This window comes from Streptococcus mitis (assembly GCF_946190155.1).
Taxonomy (GTDB): Bacteria; Bacillota; Bacilli; order Lactobacillales; family Streptococcaceae; genus Streptococcus; species Streptococcus mitis_CL.
This window is the reverse complement of record NZ_CAMHZL010000002.1, coordinates 145,760-158,698: the sequence shown is the minus strand read 5'-3', so window position 1 is coordinate 158,698 and position 12,939 is coordinate 145,760. Positions and strand designations below refer to the sequence as shown.

Sequence of the window (12,939 nt, the reverse complement as noted above, 5' to 3'; positions counted from 1 at the left end):
CCGCTCAGCTGAGCGGTTTTTAGTATGAATATATCACAATAAGAGTAAATCAATAAATTGAATGGCTGTTGCACAGTCACTTAAATCTTGATAGTACAAAAAAATGAACAGCAGTTATATCAAATGGAGACTTTATCACTCTGGCAATTCTATCTTCAAACTCATATCTGTAGGCTGCAACACTTTCTGAACCGCAGCAAGAAAGGCTAAACCGTTATCAGATGGAGAATATTGGAAGGTAATATGGATGACTTTTTTGTCAAACTTATCACCATATCGTGCCACATACTGCTTGCTTTCGAGGAAGTAGATATAGTTGTTGAGTTTTTCTTGAAGTTTCAAGAGATGTTCTTCTTCCAGAGATTCTATCCATTTATTCTCATCAATCAACAACAACTCTAGATGGTCATCTGAAACACCCATAGCATCGATACTTGTAACGTCTAGTTCAATTTTCTCAACTGTTTTAATGGTTTCTACTACCTTAGGGGGATTGTAGTATTTTTCCTTGAATTCCTTAAGAATCTTCTCTACCTTTTCTTCATCACACTGCCTGTATAATGGACTACGGTCTAATACATTACATAGTCTTTCATAGGTATACGTATGTTTCTGCTCATCAGATAATTTTGAAATGCTTTCTATAATATTTCTTACCAATTCATCTGTTTCAATAACAAAGGAAAGATTAGAATATTCAGTTAAAAACCAGTTTTGAATAGAGATATAATCAGTTACCTTATCTAATTTGACTAAGTCAATCGATAAGCTAAAATCCTTCAAGATTTCAAAAGTTCTTCTCGCTATATCCTTATCACCTTCCACATACAGAGGGAATAAGCAATATTCCATTAATACGCTAATGTCTGTACTGTCAAGTTCATAAGAATCTCGTTCTCGTATGCGATATTTTGCATCTGTGCCTAAAAAAGCTTCTTCCTCTTTTCCTTCTTCCATCACACTACGATAAAAATTAACAAAAGATTCATATTCTTTAGGCTCTGGTATTTCAAATTTTTTCATTTATTTACTCCATTGATTTATTCTACCTATTTCTGGGTATTTACTTGCACTATTGTTGAATGATGGTATTAAAACTTTGTCTTATTATAGCATAAAATAAATACAGAAAAAATAAAATGGGGAACTTAAGGAAAAAGAAAACCACCTGAAAAAAATATCAGATGGTAAACTTTTCAATCTTGAACAAACTAATAAGTTTCTTAGAATGTTATTTTTGTGATAACTTCTGCAACATTTCAGGAGAAATTGGGTCCACAAGAACATACTTGGCATCTAGCATGTAAATTCCCTCAGTCAACGACTCTAAGAATTCCCGATAAGGAACTTCGGCTAGTTTTTCGCCATCGGCTGTCATGATAAACAGTCGTGCAACTGCAACCTTACTTCCTCGATACTCTTGTAAATATTGAGGCTCTAGCTCTGGTTGAGCCGGTAAGATTGTTCGTCCTTCACTATTTAGATAATTGATAGGGATAATGATGTTCTCTCCATTTTGCTCTACTTTAAAAACTTGTTGCTCAGAGTAATAAGCATTTAGCTGTTGGGTAAAGCGCAAACGCTGGTCATAACTATTTAAGAGTTGATCATCCGGCACATGGATAATCTGCCCTAGGTAGAGTTCATTGATGTAAATAGGACGTTTTACTCCCATAATTTCCACGATGGGATGAACTTTTACTTCCTTGGTCAATTCTGAAAGAGCTGATAAGAAAATATCCGTGAAATGAAAATCAAGAATGGAATCTTTATCATAGTCCACGCCATCATGTTCACACACTCTTACATCTAAAAGAACCAGCAATGTTTTCAAGAACATCAAGGCCCCAGTCCAGTCAGAAGCTGTCGCCAAATCTGGAACAGATACCTGATAGGCTTGACCATCAAAAGATAGACGGAACCCTAGACTAGACTTCTCTTTGACCCCAAACTGAACAGAATGGAAATCCGAAATAAGAGAGTCTGCAGATGGCTTTAATCCTGCATCCTTAGCGGAAACGCTGTAACATTCAAAAAGTTCTGCTTGAAGCACCTCACCAATTCTTAGTGATTGGTTGCTTTTTATTGTAAAATTAACTGATTTCATATTTTTCTCCTTCGGTCTACTGGCAAATCCTTTCTACGACGTAGAATCGTTACTTCGCTGACAGGGATTTTTCCTGATGCATACGTAATATGACCGTACTTATCATCCATCAATGACGCGCCATCTGCTATATTGTTTTCATTTAAAAATTCTTTATCAGAAACCAATATTCGCACATAAGAATCAGGTGCTGTAAAATCATCATCCCCATGCTTGTGACCTGCGATTTCAAATTCATGATCTTTATACAAGACACTATCACAAACCAAATACCTTTGACTAACCGCACTATAAGGCACAAGCTTCCCGTATAGACCTTCTCCTTCACCATCTACATAGGAACTATAGGGGAAATAGCCTTCTTTCAACATTTCCGGATTTTCTGAAAGAAGGATATAGTCATTTATATAATTCACAAAATTAGAGTATACTTTGTTTTGGTAAACTAAATATTCTTTACGCATACTAACCCTCCACGTATTCCATTATACCATATTCACAACAACAAATTTTCCGTACTACATCACTCATTTCCTGACCCAGTCTGTTCTATATTTTCTTCATTCTCTCGTTTCTCTTTTAAATCTTTCAATGTTTTATCAATAACCCTCTTAACTCCCTCATCACTCATTCCAGAAATATGGTAAGGGTAATTTTGACTCTCCTTACTTGAAGTTTGATTTTGTGTACTTTCTTCAGTTGATGAGTTATCGTTCAAATCTGATGTTGTCGTAGTAGATACAGGTTCAGAATTTGAACTTTTCTTTGACAGGTCTATACAACACCGAAAATGTGAAGAATAAGGCTAGAATCGATGCGATAAACGGAAATATCTTTTTATCTGATTCATCTGATGAAACCTTAACTCCACTGGTGCTAAGTGCCTTCCATTCAGGGTGCAATTCTTCGATGGCTTGTTTCTCTTTCCAAAGCGGAACTAGTAAGAAATGGTTAAAAGGTAAAACTGTAGCCATAGCTGCCGCTCCTAATGGAATAAACCTATTTGAATTCACGATAAGCACGATGCTTAGTATAGATAATAATACGAATAGAATTATTACTAATACTAGTCGAATTTTATATTCTTTTTTAATCTGGAGATATCTTTCTTAGGATACCTTTTCTTAATCTTGATTGGGATGATTTGAGCCTTCCGATATATTTTCCTTATCTGAAAAAATGCCATCATCCGGTAATTCTACCTTCAGGCTCATATCTGTTGGCTGCAACACTTTCTGAACCGCTGCAAGAAAGGCTAGTCCATTATCAGATGGAGAATACTGGAAAGTGATATGGATGACTTTTTGGTCAAAGTCATCACCGTATCGTTCCATATACTGTTTGCCTTCGAGAAAGTAGATATAATTGTTAATTTTTTCTTGAAGGATTTTTAGATGAACTGCTTCTGTTTCTTCCTCCCAGCCAATTGGATCCACAAGGAGTAACTCTAAATGATTATCAACTATACCAATAGAGTCAAGTTCGCTAGGTTGCAATTTTGAAACGATGGCTTGGGTGGCAATTTGAGTAAATTCCTCTGCTGAAAAAAGACGACGACTATTTTGGGGATTTTTTAGAATAAAGGAAGGATTATTCTCAATGAAAAGTTTACTAGATTCATCTTGTGTATATTGCTTTTTTGATTTCCAAAAACCATATTGTGCATAATTCATCAACTCTTTTCCAGTATGTTCTCCAGACATATAGCTGTCGGCAGCTTCTTTGGGGATTTCTTGAACTACTTCTGGCATGGTAATATTAAAAGTTGGATAACGCAAGAAATACTTGTCACCATCTTGACAGATTTCCAACATATCTTTTTGACTTAAATAAATAGTTTCCATTCTCATATCCTTTGCCTATTACTATAAATATACTGATTTATTATTCCCTAATGCAAATGAACTATCTGTTGAAACTTCATCTGAATTCTATTGGTTTCTCTTATGATGTCATCCACTTGACTATAAAGGCCAGTGCCCTGTTTCAGCATAAATCATTACCTCATATGCTCCCCTAGAAGATTCAAATGCTTTATCAATCAGTTCTTTAGTAATAGGATAGCGAACTTCTGGCCCCATGGCTCCGCCAATTTCTTTAAAGAAGCTAATTTCGTAATAGCCGTCTGTCTCATATACAATAAATCCATTGCCTCGATGTACAATCGTATCTGATTGATTATAATCTTCTAACTCATCCTTCTCTGGCCAACGATGATGTTCACAATAAAACATTACTTCTAAAGAATCTTTGTCTGATTTTGAAACACGTTCTGCTAATTCCTGGCTAATGAGAAAATTAAGCGCTTCTTTCCCTCTACTCCACATAATCTCATAATTATTTTTGTCTTTTAATATTGTACAGTTTTTATATTGCTGAATTTCTGTTGTCATATAAATTTGCTTCCTTTATTTAATATTGCAGAATTATCATAGAGCAAAAAGATTTAGTTGGTGCGCACATTCCTTATCAAACTCTCCATTACCTTCTTTCGTCTGTGTAAACTATTGGCTATACACAAATAGAGAATAAACAAAAGTATGGAGTGGAAAAACAAAGTCAAAAAACCAGGATATATTAGATAGACGGTCAATGATACTAACAAACTAATAAAGCTAGCACGAAGTACAGAAGAAACAACAACTCCACTTTTCTTTACTATTTCTAGGAATTCTAAGTACTCCAAATCTGTAAATAGAGCCGGATACAAATCCAAGTCTTTTTTTAAATAGACATCCAGCAATTTCCCGATAAGTAAGAAAATAAAAGAAAATAGAATCAAATAGAGATACTTATGCTCAGCTATACTAAAGATTTTCAGGCCATTCAGGAATCTAATAAATGGAAGAACTAGTAATATCAAGGTAAGAATAAAGTACTGTTGATACTTAGAAGTTCTTTCTGGAATCGAAAAATACAGTTTCCTTCCTTTTATATCATAGTAAACCAATTTGTTCTTAAATTCTCCTAGATGAACTAGTTCTTTATAATGTTTTCTCTTTTCTTTCATTTCCTTTTTTCAGTTCTTTCTCCAATTGTTTTAAGACAACTAAAATATCGCTTTTATAATCCATTGTTTCATCTACAAATCTTCTTGCTAAACTAAAAAAACTAATGTTATTGATATTTTCCCCTCGTTCTATAAGCTTAGTTAGATTATATATATCCTGTATAATTCCCGGGTATAACTTCTGACTTGGATATTCTAAGTCAATTAAATCTTGTAATTGTCCTACATATTGAGTATATCTGTTCTTCACAATTGAATCCCTTATTAACTGTAATTAGTGTATTCACTTCAAGTATTATAGCTGTGAAATTAGCTACTAAACCTAACCAATGCTCCTTTTTATAAGAATACTGATGGAATTATTTTTATACTTTTGTATTTTGACATTGACTGATTTTTCCCCTTTCTTCATATTCACAATGAACAGATGTTGGAAATAGCTTTTATCCAAATAGCTATACTGCCTTTAACAATCTTAACTACGAACAAAGCATATTTTAGCTTGGAACTGTTCTCCAAATCTAGTTTTAACTTTATTCACTTAATTTAATTTTCACTTTGATTTGATAAAACATCAACTATCTCATATTCCCGTTCTTCTCCGGGTGCAAAGGCAACGTTTATGGTTGCTAGAAATATGAACACTGTTAACATCATTAAACAAAGCATGGCAATATTCTTCAAATATATGAATGCCATAGCAAATAAAAGAGTTAAAGTAATAATACATAGTCTCAATAGAAACATTTTGACATAAAAACCCAATGAATTTACTGGTTTTATCTTAAAATTAATAGATTGCTCCAACGATCTATTGAGTAATTTTTCCAAAGTCTTTTTCTTTTTAGAATATAAGAGTTGAAGCAAACTAAAAGACAATAATAGACCAATAACTACTAAAAGCAAACTAGTTACAATCGAAAAATTTACATAAAAGTTGGTAAATAAATCAATATGATTCATACGAGCCCAGGCATTCACAAAAACTGCCAATCCTGCAGCTAATGATGTTGGAAGGATAAATTTGCTCGCCTTAGAGTTTTTCTCTTCGATTTTAAAAAGTTCTTCATCTGAGATAGCATAAACTTTCTGATAAAAATACCAGTTTAAAGGCAAACAGAAATATCCGAGAAAATGTTTAGGAGATCTATCTAATAGATACTGTCTCCCCTGATAATGAAATAATAGGTATCGAAAATTCCCTTTATAATATAATTTTATTTTTTGCATTTTAATCCTTACTAATCTAAGAAAACATGAGTTTTCCCAAGCTATAAGGAGTATCTTGATATCGGCTACATCTTATTTTAGTTTTTTATCATTTATTTTATATAAGTGATGGCTTTCAGTTCCAAATGCAACATTAGAAGCCGACAAATATAGAAAGATGATTGCATTGGCCATTAAGCCAAAAAGTAAGTTACCTGAGTAGAAATAATACATTGGCATAAAAAATGCTAGCCCACCAATAACCACTATAAATCCTAGCAATTGTTTAAAGTCAATTTTTACTGGCGTAATTTTATAGTATTGTAAATGCCTAAGTTCGTGCCCTATCAAGAAGGCCATCCTTCTTTTCCGAGAATAGTAAAATAATTCAACCAGAACATATGTTAAAAGAAAAGTCATTAAAAAGAGTGCCACTTTCGTAAAACTTGAAAGATTCGTTTCAAAATACTTAGTGATATCAATCTTGTTAACCCGTAACCAATTATATAAAAAGATACTCAGCCCAGCACCGAGAGAAGCTGAAACAGTGAGTTTTGTAGCACGTCCATTTTTTTCTTTTATTTTACAGTACTCATCCGATGTAATGGGATACACATGTTGAAAGAAAAGCCAATTTATAGGTGGAAAAAGATATCCTATCAAATGACATGGTCTTCTGTCAAGTAGATAGTATTGATGATTGAATTCAAATACTAAATACCGAAAATTTCCATAAGCAAAACGAATTTTTTCCATCATTTCTCCTTAATTACAAACAGCTCACTTCTAATTAGCCCCTCTAAACTATACCCTAGCAAAGTAGCCTCATATTGATCTCCTAGTCCATTAGCATCATTCAGTTGAATCAACCACTCCTTAATAGTTTTTAATTTTACAATTGATGCATAGAAGGTTTGAAATATTCTGTTTGGTTGGAAAAATAGATTATATTCATTGTCACTTGCATCTACGTAATAAATCTTGTTTAACTCTGAAGAAAAATTGATTTTTTCTTTAGTCCTAGAATCAATCGAATAGAAGTTATCCAGTTGTTCTCTAGTCAAGTATTCTTTTAATACTTCAATTTCCTCTATATCATTTATTAAAGTCATCATTGGGAATTCAAAATCTGTAACTCCTCTCTTAACAAAGATTGCAAAATAGAGTTGAGACAAATCCTTGTTACGAATTTTACAGTATTCTAAAACATTCCCTCTTTCATTTAGTGAAATAACAAATTCGTCTTCTCTTTGTTCTAGAATATAAATAATATCCACATTATCATATACCTGCAACTTGTTATTTCTTGAAACAATTTCAATATTACCGATAAACCTTTTCACACTTACAATATACTCATTATCAAACATTATCATTTCCTCGCACGGAGTCACATATTTTTTTAATAAGGGTTAAACGTCAGCATCAAAACATTATTGTTCTATAGAATTTAAAAAATCATCAATATTTTGGCCTTCTAAACTTTTTACTTTAACTCCCTGATCTTTAAAGATTCCTAAAGGTGTTTCGACTATTTTTAAGACTTCAATATCTTTTCGACCAATCTCTTTTGCCCATTCTAATTTGTTTATCTGCTTGAATCCCAACTCATCCTTTATTTGATTTTGGTTGGCGCTTGGTATTATTTCAAACCAATCTTTCTCAATATTCCTTCGAATCATCCCACTACTAACATAAAAAGAATGCCCCTTATATTGAATTTCATAATGAATACTGTATAGAAAGTCTAGCTCTTCCATCTTGACTTTTTTTGAAAAGAAATCATCAAATTCCTCTCCCCAAGAATCTATATAATTGCTAAACCCTCCATCTTTTGTATCACTAGTCAGAACAATCCAATCATTATTACTAAGTCCTTTTGAAACATTATATTTTTTACCCTGATGAATAGCAATCATTATTCACTCCTATTTCGTTACTTCCCAACCTTATGAATTCACCCTTCAGTTGTCTAGTCTTCTAATAAGCTGTCAATTCTTTTTATCAATAAAGAAAATTGTTCATTTTTTCTTTTCATGTATGCAGCGTCCGAGTCAAAAACATAAAAATCCGATAAACCATCTCTTTGGAAAAACATACTTTTGTACCTTTTCTGTAGGTGGATCATCGTTTCTGCTGGTATCTGGGGATGTCCTATACTTTGTAGGATAAACTGCATTTCCTCAAGGATACCTATGAAATTATTAACATTAATTTTTCCCTTGTAATCTGATAGAAACACTATTAAGTCAGATAACGAATTCGTCAGTTCTTCTTTTAAATTGGTCATCATGTCATTCTCCAAAATATTCTTTAGTCATTAATAGAAACCGAGCTTATATTCGACATCTATATTTGACTATCTCATAAAATTCCGCGATAGCCTCTTCTTCATTTTTAAAGGAAGCAATTTCAATCAAACTCTGACGCTCTGACACTTCATACACCAGAAACTTATTTGATTTCGAATCCAGAAAATACCCTATTGCGAACTGCTCTAATGCTTTTTTGTTTAGATAGACTGTATGATATTTAAGCTTACTTCGATTACACTCTAAAAAAGTAAGTAACTCTTCTTTTGTCATTGTAGTTTCTCCGTTAGCTTTATGACTTTTTAAGTAAAGAGAATTTTGAGGTTGCTTCCTTCCTTCTTCTCTCTCCATACTTAGGATCAATTATACTAAATAAGCGAATTTGTTCTTCTTGAAGAAGGCTATTATAACGTTCAAAATCTTCATTAGCATTCGTCCATGCATTCTTTGATGCTATTCTAGTAACATATGATTGTAAAAGATCATAAAGTATATCTTCCTTATTAGCAAATTTTTTCTCAGAATTTATTTTGCCACGTTCGACACCAACAATGTAATAGTGATCGCCCTCTAAATAAATAGTACGTCCTTCCGGTAAGAATAGAGATGGTTTTTCTTCTGAAAATAAGTCCGACGGATTCAGATTTGTTTCCCCTATTTTTAATAGTAACTCTATTAATTCTTGCTTTAACTGCATTATTTTTACCTCATTCCATTATTCATAAATAATAATTATTTGCTAAACAAGAATAGAATACTGGTCTCACCTGATTTTGTATCAATATATGATATTATTTCCGCAAAAGAGGTATTAAATTTACTAGAGTATGTACTCTTTTCGGAAAATCTACCATATTGTTTTTCTAACCACTTATCCTGTATTCCTTTTATATCTTGTAGTTTATATTCAAACATATTCGAATAATTTATCGGAGCATTTGATTGATAAATACATAACTTTAAAGATTCAAGAATGTTATTTTTAAAATTAAAATCTGCCCAAAATTCTAATCCTTCAATCTTAACGGGGGATTTTAACTTAAATAAATTAGAACTTTCATCTTGTTGAAGATAACCTTTAAAATTATTATTAAATATTTCTTTTGTTAATTGTTTGTTGATAACTGTATTATTTATAATCATTAGAATTCCTAACTATATCCTATTTTTACCTGTTTAAAAAAAGTTTTGACAATCTAGTCACATTATACCACAAAAAGAGAGCGTCTTTCGCCCTCTTTATCACTCCGGTAATTCTACCTTCAAACTCATATCTGTGGGTTGTAACACTTTCTGAACCTCAGCAAGAAAGGCCAATCCATTATCAGATGGGGAGTACTGGAATGTGATATGGATGACTTTTTTGTCAAAGCTATCGCCATATCGCTCCACATACTGCTTGCTTTCGAGGAAGTGAATGTAATTGTTGATTTTTTCTTGCAGAATTTTAAGATGGACTGCTTCTATCTCTTCCTGCCAGCCGACTGGATCCACCAGAAGAAGCTCTAAATGATTATCAACTATACCAATAGCGTCAAGTTCGCTAGGTTTCAATTTTGAAACGATGGCTTGGGTGGCAATTTGAGTAAATTCTCCAGGAGAAAATATTTTTTTGTTATCAGGTAAATCATTAAAAATTAAATCAGGATTATTTCGTATAAAAATTTTGTCTGACTCTTCCTGTGTATATTGCTTTTTTGATTTCCAAAAACCATATTGCGCATAATTCATCAACTCTTTACCAGTATGTTCTCCCGATATATAGCTATTGGCAGCTTCTTTGGGAATTTCTTGAACCACTTCTGGCATGGTAATATTAAAACTTGGATAACGTAAAAAATACTTATCCCCCTCTTGACAGATTTCCAACATGTCTTTTTGACTTAAATAAATAGTTTCCATTCTCATCTCCTTTGTCTTTTACCAAATGTCTACTGATTTATTCTTTCTTCAAAATCATTTATCTTCTCTTTCGTACTAACTAAACTTTAGCTAGTTCTCAATAACCTAGAAAGCTAAACACATCTTTTACAAGATTCACATATCCTGCCTCAAATTAAATCTTTTCCCTTCCTTGTCCCATAGTGGCGAAGGATAGGGGTGCGAAAAACCAAATTCATTAGCCAACTGTTCCGCATGAACTGTTTGACTAAGAAACTTAAAGAACTCATCCTTTGCTTCCTTCATCGTATCAAACTCCCATGTTTTCCCCACAATATATGAGCGTTCATCCCTACTGTTAATTTGAAATTTGCCATTTTTAAAAAACAAATGTGTTGCCCAAGGTTGACTGCTATCTTCATCAAACAAGACATAAGACAAGCTTTCAAAACCTCTTTCTTTAATCTCCTTTTCCACTATATTTTTCAAAGATTCGATATCGATATCTTGTTTATCCCATAGTGGAGAAGGATATTGTGGCACCCAGCCATTGGCAATATAGTACTTATTTCTTGAAACGGTATGGTCTAACAACTCTAAAAACTTTTCTTTTGCTTTAGGAAAATCAGAATACTCAAAAACTCTTCCTTTTCCAGCCCTATCCCTTGTTAGATATACCTCATACTTATGAGTTTGAGGATCGAGTTCAATTCTCGTTTCCCACTCAGAAGGTCTGTGTTCATTAAAAATAGAATATCTTAAAGACTCATATCCTAAATCTTGAATGGTTGATAACAGTTCTAAACGTTCTTTGACTTCGTCTCTCATCTTCTAGTGACCCTCTTTTTCATCCCATAATGGAGATGGATATTCTGCTGATAATCCTAACTGTATATTCAGTTTATTAGATTCTATAACAAGTTCTAATTTTTTTTAAAAATCTTTCTTTGCATTTTCAAAATTATCGTACTCTTTGCTATGTCCAACTATATATGATCGATCATCTCGTCCTTCAACATAAAATTTTCCATTTTTCTGATAAAGATGAAATGCCCAAGGAAGCTGTTTTGTTTCGTCAAATAGAACATAATGTAAGCTCTCATAATGACGTTTTTCAATTTCTTGTTCAACTATGCATTTCATGTTCTCAATGTCAGCTTCGATTTTGTCCCATAACGGGGAGGAGTATTCAGGAACTTCCCCATTTTCTACAAAAAGTTTATTTATTTCTACAGTAAGATCTAGTTTTTCTATAAATTTATTTTTGGCATCCTCAAAATTATCAAATTCTAATTTTTTATTATAACTTGCTCGATCCATGGTAGCGTAAACATTGTACGCTTGCTTAGAATCGTCAAATTCGATTACCACTTCCCATTCACCAGGACCATATTCGTTAAAAATAGAATATCTCAAACTTTCGTATCCTAAATCTTGAATGGCTGATAACAGTTCTAAACGTTCTTGGGCTTCGTCTCTCATCTTCTAGACATCTCCTTTTTCATCCCACAAACTACAAGAATAGTAGGGTGAATCTCCATTCTGTACAAAATATCTGTTCATTTCGATAAAAGACTCCATTAAATTAAGAAAAGATAGCTTTGCCTCTTCAAAATTGTCAAACTCCCTTGTTTTCCCCATTATATAGGTCCGGTCGTCCCGACTATTTACCATAAACTTCCCATCTCGATAGTATAGATGTATAGCCCAAAGTTGACTACTATGCTCATCAAATAGAGCATAATAAAGATTTTCAAAGCCTTTTTCTCTGATTTCTTTTTCTACATCTTGTTTTAACAAATCTAAATTCAAATTATTATTCATATTATTGTCCCAATTAACAGTTTATCTATAGAGTGTCACAAGTCCCATCACTATTTCACAATAATGGAAAACCGTTCATTCTTTTGATATTTTTGATTGAATCTTTCCAGTTGCTTCATTGATTTTATTTTAACAAGACCGTTTGGGAAAGTGATGCTGTCGTTCAATTCCTCTTGATAATCCTTAATTCCTTTAGCAATTGCTTGGGTAACTCTCGAAGTACGGATTGTAAAGCTAGCTATATTTTTTTCTTGCATAAAAAGGATTGCATCAAAAAACAAAACCGATATATACAAATCAACTGCAGCACGCTGCGATAGATCTATAAGACTGCCTTCTAATATATCTTGAATCTTATCAATATCATTCTGCTTGTAGAAATACTCAGCTAATACTTGGTAAATGTCTGTTGGAAAAGCATCTGGTACAGAGGTCGGAGGCTCTATGCGATATCTTTTTGCACCTCGCAAAATCCCTACAACATTGCCAGCTTGGATAGCTTCTAACAAGAGTTTTCTGTAATTTTTCATTTGATAATCTTTCATATCTCCAATTTCGAAAAGACTTAGTTCGTTCTCTGCAAAATTTACCATTTT

The 12,939-nt window shown here is 32.9% G+C and carries 20 protein-coding genes and 1 pseudogene; all 21 read right to left on the bottom strand.

The window, feature by feature from the left end:
• Window positions 1-135: 135 nt before the first annotated feature.
• The 21 genes and pseudogenes from ifs to N8O80_RS02630 all read right to left on the bottom strand — a co-directional run bounded on the left by ifs (window position 136) and on the right by N8O80_RS02630 (window position 12,888).
• Window positions 136-1,023, bottom strand: coding sequence for an NAD glycohydrolase inhibitor (gene ifs, locus N8O80_RS02740; protein ID WP_261026800.1), 888 nt, complete (start codon window positions 1,021-1,023; stop codon window positions 136-138).
• A gap of 208 nt (window positions 1,024-1,231) precedes the next feature.
• Window positions 1,232-2,107, bottom strand: coding sequence for a DUF4299 domain-containing protein (locus tag N8O80_RS02735; RefSeq protein WP_261026798.1), 876 nt, complete (start codon window positions 2,105-2,107; stop codon window positions 1,232-1,234).
• Window positions 2,104-2,571 (bottom strand): hypothetical protein, encoded by a 468-nt coding sequence (locus tag N8O80_RS02730; RefSeq protein WP_261026796.1) that lies wholly within the window; start codon window positions 2,569-2,571, stop codon window positions 2,104-2,106. Before N8O80_RS02730 ends, N8O80_RS02735 begins: the two co-directional genes overlap by 4 nt.
• A 59-nt stretch (window positions 2,572-2,630) precedes the next feature.
• Window positions 2,631-2,825, bottom strand: coding sequence for a hypothetical protein (locus tag N8O80_RS02725; RefSeq protein ID WP_239682117.1), 195 nt, complete (start codon window positions 2,823-2,825; stop codon window positions 2,631-2,633).
• A 28-nt stretch (window positions 2,826-2,853) separates the two neighbouring features.
• Complete coding sequence (locus tag N8O80_RS02720) at window positions 2,854-3,081, bottom strand: hypothetical protein (RefSeq protein WP_239668899.1); 228 nt, start codon at window positions 3,079-3,081, stop codon at window positions 2,854-2,856.
• A gap of 213 nt (window positions 3,082-3,294) precedes the next feature.
• Window positions 3,295-3,951: pseudogene (locus N8O80_RS02715) on the bottom strand (DUF6572 domain-containing protein); the annotation flags it as partial.
• A 120-nt stretch (window positions 3,952-4,071) separates the two neighbouring features.
• Complete coding sequence (locus tag N8O80_RS02710; protein WP_261026789.1) at window positions 4,072-4,500, bottom strand: hypothetical protein; 429 nt, start codon at window positions 4,498-4,500, stop codon at window positions 4,072-4,074.
• A 591-nt stretch (window positions 4,501-5,091) separates the two neighbouring features.
• Window positions 5,092-5,367: a hypothetical protein gene (locus N8O80_RS02705; RefSeq protein WP_261026787.1), complete on the bottom strand. Its 276-nt coding sequence runs from the start codon at window positions 5,365-5,367 to the stop codon at window positions 5,092-5,094.
• 296 nt (window positions 5,368-5,663) lie between these two features.
• Entirely contained in the window at window positions 5,664-6,347 is a 684-nt protein-coding gene (locus N8O80_RS02700; protein WP_261026784.1) for a DUF443 family protein, read from the bottom strand.
• Window positions 6,348-6,419: 72 nt separating this feature from the next.
• On the bottom strand, window positions 6,420-7,082 hold the full coding sequence (locus N8O80_RS02695; RefSeq protein ID WP_261026783.1) for a DUF443 domain-containing protein: 663 nt from the start codon (window positions 7,080-7,082) through the stop codon (window positions 6,420-6,422).
• Window positions 7,082-7,696: a hypothetical protein gene (locus N8O80_RS02690; RefSeq protein ID WP_261026782.1), complete on the bottom strand. Its 615-nt coding sequence runs from the start codon at window positions 7,694-7,696 to the stop codon at window positions 7,082-7,084. The genes N8O80_RS02695 and N8O80_RS02690 overlap by 1 nt, the downstream gene beginning before the upstream one ends.
• Before the next feature lie 63 nt (window positions 7,697-7,759).
• Entirely contained in the window at window positions 7,760-8,245 is a 486-nt protein-coding gene (locus N8O80_RS02685) for a hypothetical protein (RefSeq protein ID WP_070842905.1), read from the bottom strand.
• 53 nt (window positions 8,246-8,298) lie between these two features.
• Window positions 8,299-8,619 carry a hypothetical protein gene (locus N8O80_RS02680; protein ID WP_261026775.1) on the bottom strand — a complete coding sequence of 107 codons (321 nt, stop codon included), beginning with the start codon at window positions 8,617-8,619 and terminating at the stop codon, window positions 8,299-8,301.
• A gap of 43 nt (window positions 8,620-8,662) precedes the next feature.
• The gene (locus N8O80_RS02675; RefSeq protein ID WP_261026773.1) at window positions 8,663-8,911 is read right to left on the bottom strand and encodes a hypothetical protein; all 249 of its coding nucleotides are present in this window, start codon (window positions 8,909-8,911) and stop codon (window positions 8,663-8,665) included.
• 19 nt (window positions 8,912-8,930) lie between these two features.
• Window positions 8,931-9,335, bottom strand: coding sequence for a hypothetical protein (locus tag N8O80_RS02670; protein ID WP_261026771.1), 405 nt, complete (start codon window positions 9,333-9,335; stop codon window positions 8,931-8,933).
• A gap of 35 nt (window positions 9,336-9,370) precedes the next feature.
• The gene (locus tag N8O80_RS02665; RefSeq protein WP_261026769.1) at window positions 9,371-9,781 is read right to left on the bottom strand and encodes a hypothetical protein; all 411 of its coding nucleotides are present in this window, start codon (window positions 9,779-9,781) and stop codon (window positions 9,371-9,373) included.
• Window positions 9,782-9,880: 99 nt separating this feature from the next.
• Window positions 9,881-10,540: a DUF6572 domain-containing protein gene (locus N8O80_RS02660; protein WP_261026767.1), complete on the bottom strand. Its 660-nt coding sequence runs from the start codon at window positions 10,538-10,540 to the stop codon at window positions 9,881-9,883.
• 135 nt (window positions 10,541-10,675) lie between these two features.
• Window positions 10,676-11,347, bottom strand: a complete 672-nt coding sequence (locus tag N8O80_RS09720) for an Imm59 family immunity protein (RefSeq protein WP_314725756.1) — start codon at window positions 11,345-11,347, stop codon at window positions 10,676-10,678.
• A 105-nt stretch (window positions 11,348-11,452) separates the two neighbouring features.
• Window positions 11,453-12,001: an Imm59 family immunity protein gene (locus N8O80_RS09715; protein WP_314732570.1), complete on the bottom strand. Its 549-nt coding sequence runs from the start codon at window positions 11,999-12,001 to the stop codon at window positions 11,453-11,455.
• A 3-nt stretch (window positions 12,002-12,004) separates the two neighbouring features.
• The gene (locus tag N8O80_RS02635; RefSeq protein WP_049487876.1) at window positions 12,005-12,343 is read right to left on the bottom strand and encodes an Imm59 family immunity protein; all 339 of its coding nucleotides are present in this window, start codon (window positions 12,341-12,343) and stop codon (window positions 12,005-12,007) included.
• A 50-nt stretch (window positions 12,344-12,393) separates the two neighbouring features.
• Window positions 12,394-12,888, bottom strand: a complete 495-nt coding sequence (locus tag N8O80_RS02630) for a hypothetical protein (protein ID WP_261026766.1) — start codon at window positions 12,886-12,888, stop codon at window positions 12,394-12,396.
• Window positions 12,889-12,939 lie beyond the last annotated feature (51 nt).